The sequence below is a fragment of the Bdellovibrio sp. HM001 genome, assembly GCF_055397275.1.
On record NZ_AP029174.1, the window covers coordinates 1,148,106 to 1,163,114 of the forward strand.

General features: G+C 50.9%; 14 protein-coding genes. 10 read left to right on the forward strand and 4 right to left on the reverse strand.

All coding sequences use genetic code 11. The annotated features are described in order from the left end of the window. Positions 1–21: 21 nt before the first annotated feature. From ACZ5ZZ_RS05580 to ACZ5ZZ_RS05595, 4 genes are all read left to right on the forward strand, one after another. Complete coding sequence (locus ACZ5ZZ_RS05580) at positions 22–954, forward strand: hypothetical protein (protein ID WP_464117640.1); 933 nt, start codon at positions 22–24, stop codon at positions 952–954. A 13-nt stretch (positions 955–967) separates the two neighbouring features. Then, entirely contained in the window at positions 968–1,408 is a 441-nt protein-coding gene (locus ACZ5ZZ_RS05585; RefSeq protein ID WP_464117639.1) for a hypothetical protein, read from the forward strand. Positions 1,409–1,429: 21 nt separating this feature from the next. Further along, positions 1,430–3,451: an ATP-dependent helicase gene (locus ACZ5ZZ_RS05590; protein ID WP_464141634.1), complete on the forward strand. Its 2,022-nt coding sequence runs from the start codon at positions 1,430–1,432 to the stop codon at positions 3,449–3,451. A gap of 203 nt (positions 3,452–3,654) precedes the next feature. Continuing rightward, complete coding sequence (locus ACZ5ZZ_RS05595) at positions 3,655–5,064, forward strand: hypothetical protein (protein WP_464141636.1); 1,410 nt, start codon at positions 3,655–3,657, stop codon at positions 5,062–5,064. Here ACZ5ZZ_RS05595 and ACZ5ZZ_RS05600 read toward each other — a convergent pair. Beyond that, a complete protein-coding gene (locus ACZ5ZZ_RS05600; protein ID WP_464141637.1) occupies positions 5,050–5,712 on the reverse strand; it encodes an RluA family pseudouridine synthase in 663 nt (220 codons plus the stop codon). The genes ACZ5ZZ_RS05595 and ACZ5ZZ_RS05600 overlap by 15 nt on opposite strands. Before the next feature lie 131 nt (positions 5,713–5,843). Between ACZ5ZZ_RS05600 and ACZ5ZZ_RS05605 the strand changes: the two genes are divergently transcribed. The 4 genes from ACZ5ZZ_RS05605 (at position 5,844) to ACZ5ZZ_RS05620 (ending at position 8,012) form a co-directional block, all read left to right on the forward strand. Next, positions 5,844–6,101 (forward strand): hypothetical protein, encoded by a 258-nt coding sequence (locus ACZ5ZZ_RS05605; protein ID WP_464134207.1) that lies wholly within the window; start codon positions 5,844–5,846, stop codon positions 6,099–6,101. Positions 6,102–6,182: 81 nt separating this feature from the next. Next, complete coding sequence (locus tag ACZ5ZZ_RS05610) at positions 6,183–7,112, forward strand: ParA family protein (protein WP_464141639.1); 930 nt, start codon at positions 6,183–6,185, stop codon at positions 7,110–7,112. Positions 7,113–7,123: 11 nt separating this feature from the next. Continuing rightward, positions 7,124–7,675, forward strand: a complete 552-nt coding sequence (locus ACZ5ZZ_RS05615; RefSeq protein ID WP_464134209.1) for a hypothetical protein — start codon at positions 7,124–7,126, stop codon at positions 7,673–7,675. Between the two features lie 4 nt (positions 7,676–7,679). Next, positions 7,680–8,012, forward strand: a complete 333-nt coding sequence (locus tag ACZ5ZZ_RS05620; RefSeq protein WP_464141641.1) for a BolA family protein — start codon at positions 7,680–7,682, stop codon at positions 8,010–8,012. A gap of 193 nt (positions 8,013–8,205) precedes the next feature. Here the strand turns inward: ACZ5ZZ_RS05620 and ACZ5ZZ_RS05625 are convergent, their stop codons facing one another. Continuing rightward, on the reverse strand, positions 8,206–8,667 hold the full coding sequence (locus ACZ5ZZ_RS05625; RefSeq protein ID WP_464141642.1) for a hypothetical protein: 462 nt from the start codon (positions 8,665–8,667) through the stop codon (positions 8,206–8,208). A gap of 107 nt (positions 8,668–8,774) precedes the next feature. Next, positions 8,775–9,035, reverse strand: a complete 261-nt coding sequence (locus ACZ5ZZ_RS05630; RefSeq protein WP_464134215.1) for a hypothetical protein — start codon at positions 9,033–9,035, stop codon at positions 8,775–8,777. Positions 9,036–9,240: 205 nt separating this feature from the next. Here ACZ5ZZ_RS05630 and ettA point away from each other — a divergent pair, with 205 nt between their 5' ends. Further along, positions 9,241–10,911: an energy-dependent translational throttle protein EttA gene (gene ettA / locus ACZ5ZZ_RS05635; protein ID WP_464117625.1), complete on the forward strand. Its 1,671-nt coding sequence runs from the start codon at positions 9,241–9,243 to the stop codon at positions 10,909–10,911. A 6-nt stretch (positions 10,912–10,917) separates the two neighbouring features. After that, positions 10,918–11,766, forward strand: coding sequence for a DUF4010 domain-containing protein (locus ACZ5ZZ_RS05640; RefSeq protein WP_464141644.1), 849 nt, complete (start codon positions 10,918–10,920; stop codon positions 11,764–11,766). A gap of 6 nt (positions 11,767–11,772) precedes the next feature. Here the strand turns inward: ACZ5ZZ_RS05640 and ACZ5ZZ_RS05645 are convergent, their stop codons facing one another. Then, a complete protein-coding gene (locus tag ACZ5ZZ_RS05645) occupies positions 11,773–14,991 on the reverse strand; it encodes a beta strand repeat-containing protein (RefSeq protein ID WP_464141645.1) in 3,219 nt (1,072 codons plus the stop codon). Positions 14,992–15,009 lie beyond the last annotated feature (18 nt).

Below are 15,009 nucleotides of genomic sequence, written 5' to 3' on the forward strand. Positions count from 1 at the left end.
CAACTTAAGAACTGGAGAGATATGAACCCACTATTGGCCAAAGCGAACTGGATGAATCAGGATGACATCAGACCTTACGTCTTTGTACGTCCGGAAAATCAGATCGCTCAACCGGGGTCGGTGCATCGTCTGAACTGGTTTACTCAGGCTCCGGTCATCAAGAACCCTCTGGACGTCAAAGAACTCGCCTTTGCTGACCGTATTTACTCCCTGGAAGAGCGTGCTTTCGGGCCCTCGAACATGGCCATGCCGCGTTGGGTTTTTTACGACTGTGCGGTGATGCCGGGATTCGTGGCGGGTTTTGCCGCTCGTCCATCAGCTCTTTCCAAGGCGGCGCGTGAGGCGCTGGACCCTAAAAAGTTCCCAGCGTCGTTGTCGCCCATTAAAACCTCTGGCGTCTTGAAAGAGGTGGAATCCCTGGATGACATGGACTGGATTCCGTTGTCGTTGTTTATCATCATCCCGACCATGCACAAGGGCGAGTGGGTGGCCCACAACCTGTGCTCTATAAACTCCCTGTTGCCAAAGGAAGAACAGTTTTATGGTCTAGGTTTCCTGTCCAAGGCCTTTGGGCTTTGGTACGCGAACGTGGAGCAATGCTCCGGAATGACTCAGTGGGGAAGTCCGGCTTTGAAGCTGCACTCGCATTATGGCCATTTAGAAGTAATTGGGGCTTACGCTCCGGTGCATTCTCATGCTAAAACTATTACTTACCGTGTACAGGTAAACACTCAGTGCTGGGAAAAGTTCTTCAATAAGGAACCGGACCTGGCGTTCTTGGAAAACTACGGACCGACCGGCACCTTTATCGATCCGAAGAAGGAAGAGAGCATGTTGAGCTTCCAGCAGCGCATTGAGCGCAACGAAGGGCCGTTCTATCTCAGCGCCGGAGAGATCGCCCAGAAGAAGCTTGATGAACAGTTGATGATTTACAGTTTGAAACAACAATACTAGATAGGAAGAAACCATGTCGATGAATACCCTGCCACCCGTCGCGAAATCCTTTTTTGCGTTCTGTAAAAAATGTGATGCTGATAGATACCACGTTGTTTTGGCTCACACTTCAGCGACTTCCGCAAAAATCAAATGCGAAATCTGTGGCTCTCAAAAGACGTATTCTCTTCCTAAAGCTCAGACGAAGACAGGTAAGCCATTGACTGGTGCCGCTGCGAAAAAGCGCGAGCAGACAATGAGTTCACGTAAATCCAGCCACCGCAACGAATACGAAATGCTGATGGCGAATGAAAACGCAGCCACCGCGACTTACAATATGAAGGGCAAGTTCGAAAAGAACACCAAACTTCAACATCCTAAGTTCGGTATGGGTTTCATCAAGGATGCATTGACTGATAAAATTGAAGTTGTGTTTGAAGACGAAGTTCGTACTTTGATCCACAATCGTCAGTAGTTTTTGAAAGAATAAAAATTAATGGATTGGTTTAAGGGGCTCAACCCCGAACAACAAAAGGCCGTGAAGCACAACTTCGGGCCTTTGTTAATTTTGGCGGGGGCCGGTTCAGGCAAGACAACAGTTCTGGTTTCCAGAACCGGGCGACTGATTTCCGAGCGTGTGGCACAGGCTCAGGAAATCTGCGTGCTGACTTTTACCAACAAAGCCGCGCGCGAGCTGAAGCATCGCGTGGGGGCCAAACTGGGCAGCTCCGGCACGGGTATGTGGGCCGGTACTTTTCACTCCTTCGGATTGCAGATTCTGCGTCGGTTTCACAAGCATGCGGGACTTTCTCCATATTTTGGCATTGTCGATCAAAGCGATTGCAATTCCATTGTTAAAGATCTGATCAAAGACATCAAAAATTCCGGCAAAGATAAGTTTGATGCCGACAAGATTTTGAACATGATCAATGATCGTCGTACGGGCATGGCCCCGCAGACGGAAGCTTTTGATGAATACCATGAGATGGTCGAAGTGCTGACGCCGAAGTTCATCAAGCGCCTGGAACATCTGGGTGTGGTGGATTTTGAGGGCCTTCTGATCAAGCCCATCACCTTGTTTAAAGAAAACCCCGACATTCTGGAAAAAGTGCAGGGGATGTTCACGCAGGTCATGGTTGATGAGTTTCAGGACACCAATCGTCTGCAGATGGATTTGATTGCTCAGATTGTAAAAAGCCACAACAACATTGCTGTGGTGGGTGACGATGATCAGTCCATTTACGGCTGGCGTGGGGCGGAGGTGAAGAATATTCTGAACTTCCCGCAGGAATTCACGCCTTGTGAAGTGATCAAGCTTGAACGCAACTATCGATCTTCGGCGGAAATTTTGGCGGTGGCGAACGCCGCAATTTCCAAAAATAAAAATCGTCATGGCAAAATCCTGCGTCCGCAGGTCGCAGAAGACACTGGTCAGAAGCCAGAGCTGTTTATTCTGGAGCGGGAAGAGGACGAGTGTGAGTTCGTCGTCAGTGAAATTCTGAACTTCCAAAGGCAGGGCCATACCTACAAGGACATGGCCGTGCTTTATCGTTCCAACACGCAAGGGGGGCTGATTGAATCCTCATTGCGCCGGGCGAACATTCCTTACCATATTTCGGGCGGAACTTCGATCTTTGACCGTCGTGAGATCAAGGATCTGATGGCTTACCTGAAGCAGGCCCTGGCTCCGAATGAAGTGTCTCTTCGTCGTATCATCAATGTCCCTTCACGCGGAATCGGTGACACCACGATTGAAAAGCTCGGTGAGTTTGCTTTGAAAAAACGCATCAATTTCGTTGATGCGTGCCGTTTCTGGCAAGAAGCAGGCGTGCAGGACAAAGCCGGTGCTGCGATTGAAGACCTGATGTTGTTCATTGAAAATCTTCCCAAGAATATTTTGGATTTCCAGGTGGGGTCTTCGCCGGGGGCCAAGATGGTGCAGATCTTCCAGGATATCGGTTATCGCGAGTACGTTTATGGGACCGCGGCGGATCCGACCAGTGCCGAAAAAAAATGGATGGTGGTCGAAATTTTAGGCCGTATTCTGGATTCTTATCTGGGTCGTCGTTCTTATGATGTGGAATGCATCAAGTCCTTTGTGGACTCAATGCTTCTGCGTGATGATCTGTCCGAAGAAGAGCTGGAAAATAAAGTTCAACTGATGACCTTGCATGCGTCGAAGGGACTGGAGTTCCCGGTGGTGATTCTGGCCGGCCTGGAAGAAGACCTTCTGCCGCATAAAAATCTGGGATCGGACATCGATGAAGAGCGCCGGTTGTTCTATGTCGGTGTGACTCGCGCCAAGAAACGTCTGGTGATGTCCCGCTGTCAGCAGCGCAAGCGCAATGGGGTTGTAAAACCTGTGGCGCCGTCGCGATTCCTGTTAGAGCTTCCCAAAGAGCTTTACACCGAGTTCCCCATGGGCGCACGCCCTGTGGTGGGGCAAGAACGCGAAGATCTTGTGGCAAGTTTCCTGTCCAAACTTGATAGCAAGCTTGGAAGTAACACCAAAAAATAAATCACCGTTCGCAAGCTCCGTTGAAACAACAGGCGCTGCAAACGTCCCGCTGTCAAGGCGTTCAACAAGTCTTCATCAGTAAAACCTCGTTCATTTGATTGCCGTCAGGATTTTGTCTGGCACCGTCTTCGCAGTTTTAAAAGCCCTATGGAGGCGGTAGCAAAGAGTGTCTCATTGTGAGACGCTCTTTCTGGTAAAGCAGTATGAAGATTTGGAATCTGAAAACATTGATGGCGACGATGTTATTAAGTCAAACCGTGAGTGCAGCGATGCCCCAACTGAACTTACCGGAAACAGGCTGGCATGAAATCCCCCCGGTCTTTCAGCCTTATCTGACCAGCAAAGCTTCTCATCTGGAATACAATGCCGAATCTAAATTTCTGCGCCAGTTTCGGGTCAACCGCCTGATGGCCCGGGACAGTCATGTGGTGAATATAGATTGGAATAAAATTTCTGTCAGAGCCGATGCTCCTTGGGAAATAAGGCAATGTTGGGGCATTTTCGTCAGTGGAGGAGCTTGCGGCAAGAAGGTCGTTTCGCCGCTACCGACACACTATTCCGGCGAAGGGGAACTGGATTTGTTAAAATATGCCCGCCACGTGGCCTATCACAATGGTCTGGCGGTTTCCCGCGATGTCTTTGTAAATCTGATTCGTGACAGGGATGCTTCCAAGGGCGAGATGCGTAAGCGTATTATCGAAACCACTCGCGACATTCATAGAACATATCCTGATTCTTTGGCCACCATCCCCCTAGATCAACGCCAAGACATTGGGGTGTATCTGGTGTTGGGCATTGGTGGGGAAAAAAGCAAGAACGCCGCTTTGATCCAAAGGGCCGCCGAAGAACTGCGGCGGATGGGATTTGCATCTGAAATGCTGAGGGTCGATGCTGAGCTTGGCAGTGATTACAATGCCGTGATGCTAAAGCGGATGCTGGCGCAGCGCTTGCCAAGGCTGAAGAAAGTTGTGTTGGTGGCCGCGAGTAAAGGTGTCGCTGATTTTATCACCTTCTTCCTGAATCACGGTGAATCCCTGCCGTTGCAAGAACGTGAAAAAGTGAAGCTGATGGTGTCCCTGGCTGGAGTGATTCGTCCGTCGTTTGTTGCGAACTATGTGATGGAAAGCAAAGGTCTGATTCCACGGTTCGTAAAAACCACACTGACGGTGACGGGGCGATCCGAGACCAAAGAGGGTATTTCCTCTTTGGCTGAGGACCCTTGGCAAGGTCATGATCCAAAGACTGTTCAACGCCTTTTCCCGAATATGAAGTGGCTTAGCATGCCCGCCGTGCCCGAAGGCTTGGATGGGGTGACTCATCGCAGTTTGTGGGAAGGTTTTTTGAAAACCCCCAGTTACAGATTTGCGGAGGAAGCTTCGCCGATGGACGGACTGGTGGAGTCGGCGGCTTCGGTGTTGCCACCGGACACAGGCTTTCAAGAGCTGATTGTGCCGATTTATGGGCCGCATGCCATGGCTCTGGGTTATTACACGTCGAATTTGAAAGTGGCACCCATCGCCCATCGCAACACAGTGGATAAGGTGGTGCCAGAGGCGGGCGCTGAAATGCTCAGTGCGATCTTCAGGGCCCTGCCGACGTCACTGGTGGACTAGTCTCAAGAACTCTTCCGGCAAGGGGGCTTCAAAAGTTAAGGTGGCCCCCTCAAAAGTGATCACTAATTTTGCGGCATGCAGGAACATGCGAGAGGTCTGATATATTCCCGCAATGCGTTCATTGTACTTTGGATCCCCATATCGGGAGTCACCAAGAATAGCGTGTTTGGCCAAGGCCGAGTGCTTGCGAATCTGGTGCTGGCGTCCGGTTAGCAGGCGAACTTCCGCCAATGAAAAGTACATATTGGCTTGGGTGATGCGATACCGGGTTTGTGCGGGAACACGATCCTTGCTCATACCCTGGGGGTTCTTTCGCCCTTCGGCTTTGTCACTTAAAGGCTGATTCCATTCCAGCCAGTCGGAGCTGAAGGGCAGACTTCCGCGCAAAACAGCGTAATAAGTTTTCTCAGTCAGATGGTTCTGAAACTGCTCGGCCATTTTTCCGGCGGTGGTGGCGTCCTTGGCGACCAAGAGGACGCCGCTGGTTTCTTTGTCCAGGCGATGAACCAGGTGCAATTTGTCCAAGGGGACACCGAGCTGGCGATGCAGAAGGTGCAAAACATCATTGGCTTCGTTGTGAACAGAGACGCCGGCGGGTTTATCAATTGCAATCCATTTCGGACTTTGTGCCAAAATCGGCAGATTCACGGGAGCTCCTTCAGGAGGTATTTGTGTCTTGGGGAGCCAGTCTAGCCCGGGGGGTGATTGTTGGCAATATGGGGCAGCAAAGTGGTGCAGGGACTGGCGGCTTTGGCAAAATGAGAGGGGTGAGGTGATCTATGAACCCCAGTATTGATGAATTTCTAGAGTTTTTAGACAAGGAAGATGACACGGATTATGGGGACTTTAAGCGCGAGGTGGATCTGCACTTGGTCCATATGGCCGAGTCCCTGCGTCCTCTAAGTGCCGAGCAACGCTTGCAAATTCAGCGAATGCGAGAGCAATTACTTTGGTCCTACAAATTTGATATCGAAGAAATGCGCTCTCTTCTGCGCTACGAAGCCCAGCATTTGGAGGGCGCTCCCGAACCCCGATAACGAGAAGGGTCAGGTTGGTGCGCTGCGTGTTTTCAAGGCAAAAACTCGCTTGTACGCTTGAGGGACTGATGGAGGTCTTTCATGTCCACTTTGGCGCAACAAGAGTTTTGCATCACTCTCAGCGATTTAGCCTCCTTCATGGAGCTGGCTCCCAATCAAGTGAAGGCCAAGGCTGAAGTGGTTCTGCAAAAGAAATTGAAATCCCCATGGCTTCTTCCGGAAGAGGTCCGCACTCTGCTGTTGGCAGAGGGTTATAAATATCCTCAGAAGGTGATTTCCATCCAGATGCTGAAGGGTGGGGTGGCCAAGACCACTTCAGTTCTGAACATGGGTTTGCGTGCGGCTATGTACGGCGCACGTGTGTTGTTCATTGATCTGGATCAGCAGGCAAACCTGAGTTTCGCCCTGGGAGTTGAGGACGAAAGTCTTCCGGTGTGGGTGGATGTGGTCGAAAAGAAAAAGAACATCGAAGAGTGTGTTCGCTTTGTTGAGCCGCACGTCGATCTGATTCCGTCTAGTTTGAATAACTCAGTGCTGGATCGTGTCCTTTTGAACTCCAATCGCAACTGGGCGCAGGCCGTGAAAACCCCGTTAGAAAAAATCAGACACCGCTACGATTTGATTTTGATTGATACCGCCCCCGCACTGAGCGCCACCAATACCGCTGTGACCGTGGCTTCGGACGAGGTCATTTTGCCGGTGAACCCGGATAAGTTTGCGTTTTTGGGGTTGCAAAAGAACTTAAGCGAGCTTGAGGATATTAAGGCGGACTTCGGTCTTGGGTTTAAAAAGAAAGTTCTCTTTACCAAGTTTGACGGTCGTGAGAACTTCAGTCATGAGCTTTTACAAAAGTGCATTGAGTCTTTTGAAGATTCTCTGATGAAGGGGTATATTCGAACTTCTTCCGAGGTGAAAAACACCGTGCGTTCTGGAAAAAGTCTTTTTGCCGGAAAATCTCCGGTAAAATCCGATTATGATTTTGTGACCCGCGAAATGCTGGGATTTGTTTAAAAGGAAGTGTCATGCCAGAGATCAAAGATTACGACGGAAAAAAGAAGCACCAACATTCCAAAAAACGTCGCCCTCATCATGAGGCGCAGACGCAAGAGATCATGGCTGATGCCGAGGAAATTCAAGCCGAAGCTGCTGTGACGATGGAGGAAGCTCAGGAAATCAACACGGAAGCTCAGAACGAAGGCGTCAAGGCACAAGAGACTGTTCTGGAAGCCAAGGACATGATTTCTGAAGGAGCGCCGGTCTTTGCGGAAGAAACTCCGGAATATACAAAATCGGAAGAACCGCAGAAGATTCATCTGGATTTCTACGGCAGTGAGATGATCCGTCAGAAGGCTCCCAAAGTCATGGAATTGGCGGACTCTGTGGCCGATGAGTGGGTGAAAGACGGGCAGTTTGAAGGTCTGCCGGTGGGAAATCCTCTGGCGCAGGTCGCGGCAGCAAAAGCTTTGCGCAAAGCCAAGGACGTGGAAAAGAAGTTGGAAGAAAAAGGTGTCTTTGCCATGGCTAAAATGGGCATTGATCTGATCAAGTCCAAAATCGACAAAAGAAATCACTAGGTCCATGTCATCTCGAGAACAAAGAATTCGTGATATTTTAAGTCAATCCCTGGCTCCGCTGGAGCTGGGGGTGGAAAACGAAAGTCACATGCACTCAGTCCCACCCAACAGTGAGACTCACTTTAAGGTTTTGGTGGTTTCGGAGGTCTTCGAAGGCAAATCCCGCATCGACCGTCAAAGGCTGGTGAATGAACTTTTAAAGTCTGAACTTCAGACAGGTCTGCATGCGCTGACTCAAAAAGCCCTGACTCCGAAAGAATGGGAAGCTCAAAAAGACACCTTGAACTTCGTCAGTCCCGAATGCCTTGGGGGCAGCAAGCACGATCATCGTTCCTAGGGCGCCGGTTTTGGCTGGGTCTTGGGGTTGTCTGAAGCTCTGGGGCGCGCCTTCCGGGCTCGGTTGCCGCCGCCTTCGGCGGTTCGTGCCGTCGTGGCGTCGGCAAAGGCCCCTGCCGCTTCAAACATCCCCAAGCCCCAGTCAAAACTTGCCAAGCATGACGATGTGCCGGCCTCAGGTTGAAATCTTCGATTTATTTGATCAGATTTAGTTTCACGACCTTCTTTTTGTTGGATTGGGGGAAGTTGATTTTTGCTGACGCGCGAACGGCTTTGATGAAGCCGGGATTGTGTTTAGTGCTGCATCTGGAGATGTCGAGAGTGATTTCTGAAAATGACATATAGTCCGGAGCTTCTTTGGCGCTCACGACCTTGGCACAAGTTAAAGCGTTGATATTTACTTTAGTGTTGGGGCTGCCACAGCCGACATTTGTTGGCACTTTATATGCCGCTGTCCACTGTTGTAAAGCCGGCCCTTGGGGCAACCCGTAGCATCCGATAATAGGTGCACGCTCGATAAAGAACGCATCAGTCTCAGAGCCTTCTGATTGAATATCTTGCACGACGAGTGCCACGCGGGTATTGGCGTCAACCGTTGCGTGAGATGTTGAGCCTATCAAGGAAAGTACAAAAAGAACTGCCGGTGCAATACGCATACAAATCCCTTCTTATGAAATTTGCACCAGTATTGACCAATTTGCAGATGAGAGGCCCTAAATTATTTAGAGTTTGCGTGAAAACAAGGTCCAAAAAAGGAAGCGAGTTATTCGTCGAACTGATTCAGTTTGGATTTAAGCTCACCCAACAGACGTTTGACTTCCTGCAGCTGTTCTTCGTCTGGAGAGATCTTATTAGCAGCTTCTTCGGTCAGGGTTTCCCAGGCATTGAGGGCGTGTTTCAGCTCTGAGTTCAGATTTCCGAACAGGGACTTTTTGGACGACGTCTCACGCTTCTCCGGTTTCTCCGGTGAATTCGGCGTGTCAGTATTCAAATTTTGCTGCCGTTCTAGGTTGCTGCCACTCATTAAATGCTAGTTTCTATCCGTTATTTTAAGCTGTTTGCTCACTTTTTAAACCGGAAATCCGATTTTTCTATCTGAAAGCGCGTCCTGCACTGGGGCCGATAGTCTGATAAATGGAACTCCATTTGACAAGCGTTTTTGGGCTGGTAGATTACTTCGCGTATATCAATACCATTGCCGAAAACGGTCTTTTTAGGAGTGTGACATCATGTCTCAAGAGATTATCTACACAATGAAGGGCGTAAGTAAAGTATATCCTCCACAAAGATATGTGTTGAAGGATATTTATCTTTCTTACTTCTATGGCGCTAAGATCGGCGTTTTGGGTCTGAACGGTTCTGGTAAATCCACTTTGCTTAGAATTATGGCAGGTGTGGACAAGGACTTCCTGGGTGAAGCGTTTCCTTCCAAAACAATGAAAGTCGGTTACTTCGAGCAAGAACCGCAATTGGATGAAACCCTGACTGTGAAAGAAAACATCTTCGCAGGCATGGGCGAACTTCCGAAAGTGATGAAAGAATACAACGCGATCAACGACAAGTTCTCTGACCCGGATCTGGATCCGGATGAAATGAACAAACTGATCGAAAAACAGGGTGTGCTTCAGGAAAAACTGGAGGCTTTGGGGGCTTGGGACGTCGATCAAAAGATCGAAATCGTCATGGACGCTCTTCGCTGTCCAGACGGGGATTCCCCGGTGACAAACCTTTCCGGGGGTGAAAAGCGCCGTGTGGCTTTGGCCCGCTTGATCATGTCTGAACCAGATATCCTGCTTTTGGACGAACCGACGAATCACCTGGATGCGGAATCCGTGGCTTGGCTTGAACAATATCTGTCCAAGTTCCCGGGAACTGTCATCGCGGTGACGCATGATCGTTACTTCCTGGATAACGTGGCTGGCTGGATCCTTGAATTGGATCGTGGTGAAGGCATCCCTTGGAAAGGAAACTACACAAGCTGGCTTGAGCAAAAAGACAAACGCCAGGCGAACGAAGCCAAAGATCAGGCTCGCAAGGCGCGCACTTTGGAGCGCGAGTTGGACTGGATCCGTCAGGGGGCGAAGGCTCGTCAGGCGAAATCCAAGGCACGTATTTCCAACTATGAAAACCTGTTGAAAGAAGCTTCTCCAGAGAAAATCCAGGAGATGTCTATCTACATCCCACCAGGACCTCGTTTGGGTGATATCGTTGTCGAAGCAAAAAACATCACCAAGGCGTACAACCACAAAGTTCTTCTGGATGATGTCAGCTTCACGATTCCTAAAGGGGCTATCGTGGGTGTGATCGGGCCGAATGGGGTGGGTAAATCCACGTTGTTCCGTATGATCACGGGCAAAGAACAGCCTGATGGGGGCACTTTCAAAGTCGGTGACACGGTTAAGATCGCTTACGTTGATCAAACTCGTGAAACTCTGGATCCTAATAAAACGATCTATGAAGAGCTTTCCGGTGGGGCCGACGTGATCCAGTTGGGCACGCGTGAAATCAATGCTCGTCAGTATGTGTCCTGGTTCAACTTCTCGGGTTCTGACCAGCAGAAAAAAGTTGGTCAGTTGTCCGGGGGTGAAAGAAACCGCGTGAATATGGCTAAGATTCTGAAACAAGGCGCGAACTTGTTGCTTCTGGATGAGCCGACGAATGACCTTGACGTAAACACCATGCGTGCACTGGAAGAAGCGCTGCTTGAGTTCGGTGGATCTGCCGTGGTGATTTCGCACGATCGTTGGTTCCTGGATCGCGTCTGTACGCACATCATGGCTTTTGAAGGGGATTCAAAAATTGAGTTCTACCCTGGCAACTTCACCGAGTACGAAGAAGACCGCAAACGCCGTTTGGGCGAAAATGCAGGTCCAAAACGTGTTCGCTTCAAAATGGTGTAAGGCCTGATGAAAAATCAGTGGGTGAGAGCAGGGTTATTCCTGCTCTTTCTTTTTGTTGCCTCTAAACTGGTGCCACCACATCCGGTAGACCCCTGGGGACTTTTCCGTCCTCAGAAGATTCTTTTTATGTTCTTTGCCCTTTCGGCCTTGCAGGTTGCAGGTGAGGTGCTGACTTTGTGGGTGGGACCTAGAGCGGGAATCATCATGACGGGCTTTCTGGGGGGAATTCTTTCCAGCACCGCGACCACGGTGACCTTGGCCAAGGAAAGTCACGAGGCTAACGGTTCTCAGACCTTGCGCATGGCCGCGATGCAAAGTGCGATTCTGGCGATGTTGATTCAGGCGGGCGTTCTAATAAGCGCCGGTGGTCTGGAGGCATTTCAACTTGTGGGACCTCACTTTGCGATTCTGGGTTTAATCACGGGGGGGATGATTGCACTTCTTTGGCGACGCAAATCTCGCCAGCCTCATCCTGTGATGACGGGAACTGAAGATATTTTGGATGTGAAATCATCCCTGAAGCTGACTGTTTTCATTGTTCTGATTCTTGCGGCTTCCAAAATCGTGCAAGAGTGGGCCGGGGGGCAGGGGTTGATGCTTCTGACGTTCATCATCTCGTTGTTTGAGGTGCATGGTTCATTGATCTCCACATCCCAACTTCTGGCAGCTGGTAAAATCGACGGGGCTCAATACGAGCGTCTGATCGAGACGTCGCTCCTGGCAAGTTACGTATCAAAGTTCGCGTTGATAGCGGTAATTTCCAACCCGGGCTTCCGCAAACGGGCGTTGATGACTCTGGCGCCAGCGATGCTGTTTTTAGTGCTTCACTTACTGGGCTGGATCCACGTCCTTTAGAATTTTCTATTTGTACCCCGTGATATAGAAGTAGCATGAAGTGTTGGTGGATCCTGGCGCAAATGAGTGCGCCAAATAGACCTTATTGTCAGATGTCTTTGGTAGCCAGAAGGATCCTGAATTATAGCTCACGGCTGGTTGCCCGGAATAGGGGTACACAAAGAGGTAGTGATCATAGGATGCCGCTCCCTCTTTCGTATAGACGCGAATATCGTCAGCGCCACTTGTGGTCGTGTTGCCACTGAGGCATCGTAAATAGACCAATATCTGCGACGCCGTCTGTGCCGCCACCGGCAGTGTGAAGCTTTGCTCGGCCGTAGTGGCCATAGAGACGGTTCCCAAACTCGTCAGCCCAAGGCTGGTCCATGTGACCGAGTTTGCAGCTGTCGTTTGAACCGAACCGTCAGGGAACTTGATCCCACCTGAAGTGGAGTGAATAGTTCCTGCAACTTCCAGCTTGGCTGTGGGTGCGGGGACACCGATACCGACGCTGCCGTCTTGTTTGATTGTGACCTTTTCCGAGGAAGAACTCATCGTATCGTTTTGGGTTGCGAAGCGCAGGTTGCCAGCGTTGATACCGATCTGCCAGTTTTGGTCCGTCGTGTCGGTTTCCTTCAGTTGGTAAGCCGGGCCGGTCCCCGTGATCAGCATGTTTCCATTTTCAACATGCAGTCTTTGAATGGGGGTGGTTGTTCCGATACCCAATTGTCCTGCGCTGGTGATTGCCATGCGGGGCGCAGATGCCGCAGTTGAACCGGCAAAGAACTGAATGTTCCCGCTCTGATTATTGATGACATTAAAGTTTTTGCCTGTGGCGGTCCCAGCGGCGTTATAGATGTAAGCGTCGCCAGGATTTCCCAGTCCTGTGTTGGTGTTGGCAGATCCAGAGATCCCAAACCAGACGCCATTTTTTTCGTTGCTGGCTATGAATCTGGCGCCGGCGGAGGTTCCGGTGTCGTCAGTGTTTCGCACAGTGACGGATGTGTCGGCATCTTGATTTTTTTCGACGTGCAACAGGGACGCAGGCGATGTCGTGCCCAAACCCATATTGCCAGCAGAATCAATGCGCATTCTTTCAGTGCCAGCCAAGCTGAATCCCAAAGCCCCCGAGGACGTGAAAATCCCCGTGGTGGTGTAGCCCCCGAAGGAATACGTCGGATTGGAAGCGCCAAAGGCACCACCGCCCAGTCGCATGTACGGGGCAAAAGATCCATTTAAGTTCAAACTGCTTTGGGACAACGTCATGGCAAGATTGCCATTGGAGGTGAAGGCGATATTGCTTCCGTTGTTCGAAAGTCCCGTCGACGGGCTGCTGTTGAATGTAAGCGACGGAGCATTCCACGCCCCATCAGCCAGATAAACTCTTCCGGCTCCAGTGATGTTGTAGGTCGCCATATTTAAGTGGGAGGTCGCGGTGTGGTTTCCAAGATTGTCACCCATCGCAGGCAGAACCGAAGAGGGAACTTTGCCTGTGCCATCTAATTCGACCAAGTTGCCAGCGGCCGTTCCGAAGTTTTTGGTGGAAGCAGTTCCAAGGCCTGAAACTTGGGTGTTGGCGATAGCAATGTCCACGCAAGTGAAGGTGTCGGTGATGGCACTCCAGTTCAGAGTTTTATTTGCTGTTGAACATGACGCAGGCATTTGCGCTGTTCCCGTGATGGTGGATCGCAACTCACCAAAGCCAAAATATTGCACATTCCATTTGCTGGAATCATAAAGCAGGACCTGTCCTAAGGAAGGGGCGGTGTTGGCGATAGAAACCCCCTGGATCTTTTCAACTTTGGTATTGCTAAGACCTGCGGTGGAGGTCACATCGCCCGCTAAATTAGGAAGCTCGGCAGCGGTGACATTGGCCCCTGCCGTGATCAGGCCTTTGGCGTTCACAGTCACCTTCGAATAGGTGCCGACAGCCACGCCTGAATCGTTTAAGGAAATCACCGGAGCAGTTCCGCCCGAGCTTGCCAGTGGGGCTGAAGCCGTAACGCCTGTCACTGTTCCCCCACTGGAGGTGACTGTGGTCCATGATAATTTCCCGTTGCCGTCTGTGGTTAAAAGTTGGCCATTGCCGCCGTCAGTGACGGGAAGTTCATAACTTGTGTTTTGCGACAATGTGGGCGCTTTGAGTTCCACGTAGTTAGAGCCCGAATACACACGCAAGCCTGCGGAGGTTTGAATCAGCCCGCTGGTATTGATGGCGGCCGTGCCGCCGATAGTGCCGGAGGTGATCGCACTTCCAGAAACTTTGCCGGCGGTTGTGATCGTGGCAAGTTTGGTGTCGGCAATGGCGGCCCCTGGGGAGATATCAGCATTCACGATGGTGCTGTCGGCAATTTTGGCAGAAGTCACCACGTTGTCATTCAGAGCGACTGTGGCAGCGGGAGCTCCTGTTGAAGATACATCTCCGGTCAGGCTGGTCAATGCGCCCGTGGTTCCCTGGTCATCTGCGGGCGCCCACTTGGCGCCATCGTATTTAAGCACCTTACCAGGGCCGATGCCGGTCATATCCACGGCAACCCCTTTGATCTTATCGACACTGGTGCTGGCTTGAGTTCCGCTGACATCGCCGGTCAGGTTGCCCGTGAAACCTGCAGCACTGCCGGAAATATTTCCGGTGACATCGGCACCACTGACGGCGGGTGCCGCGCACTCAAAGGTGCCCGCTGGAGCGATGTGACGCAGATACTGACCTGCCGTACACAGTGGAAGGGACGCCTTCGCCACAAAGTCGCTGGCGGAGTTGGTTCCAAGTTTTTGGGCGATTTGCGCCGTTTGGGCGTGGCCTGCATAGGGGACAGAGCGGATTTCATTGTCAGGGGTGATCAGTTTCCAGCCCGTGCCATCATGAAATTGGACGCGCAAAAGACGTTTTGCATCAGCGACAGGGGTGTAGCTTCCTCCACCTTCACAGGGGAGAGTGGCGCTGTTGTCAAAGCTATCCAGCAGTTTAAAGCTCGCGGAGGCGGGGTAGTTCTTAGTGCCAGTGCCAATGGGGACATCGAAAATGCCGGACGAGTTGCGCATGTCGATAGCGCCGGAGGTTTCGCGGTAGAGAATGCAGGTGCCGGACGGGTTCAGGATCGAAAACTCAAAGCGCACGCCATTGACTTCAAGTGCGTCCCCCAGGGAGTTTTTAATGCGCCCTTGGTAAGTCAGTGATCCTGGGGTGGCCCACGCAAAAATGGGCAAAAGCATGAAGGTTATTGCAGATACGTTCCAGTTTTTCATGTAGAACTTATCGGCATT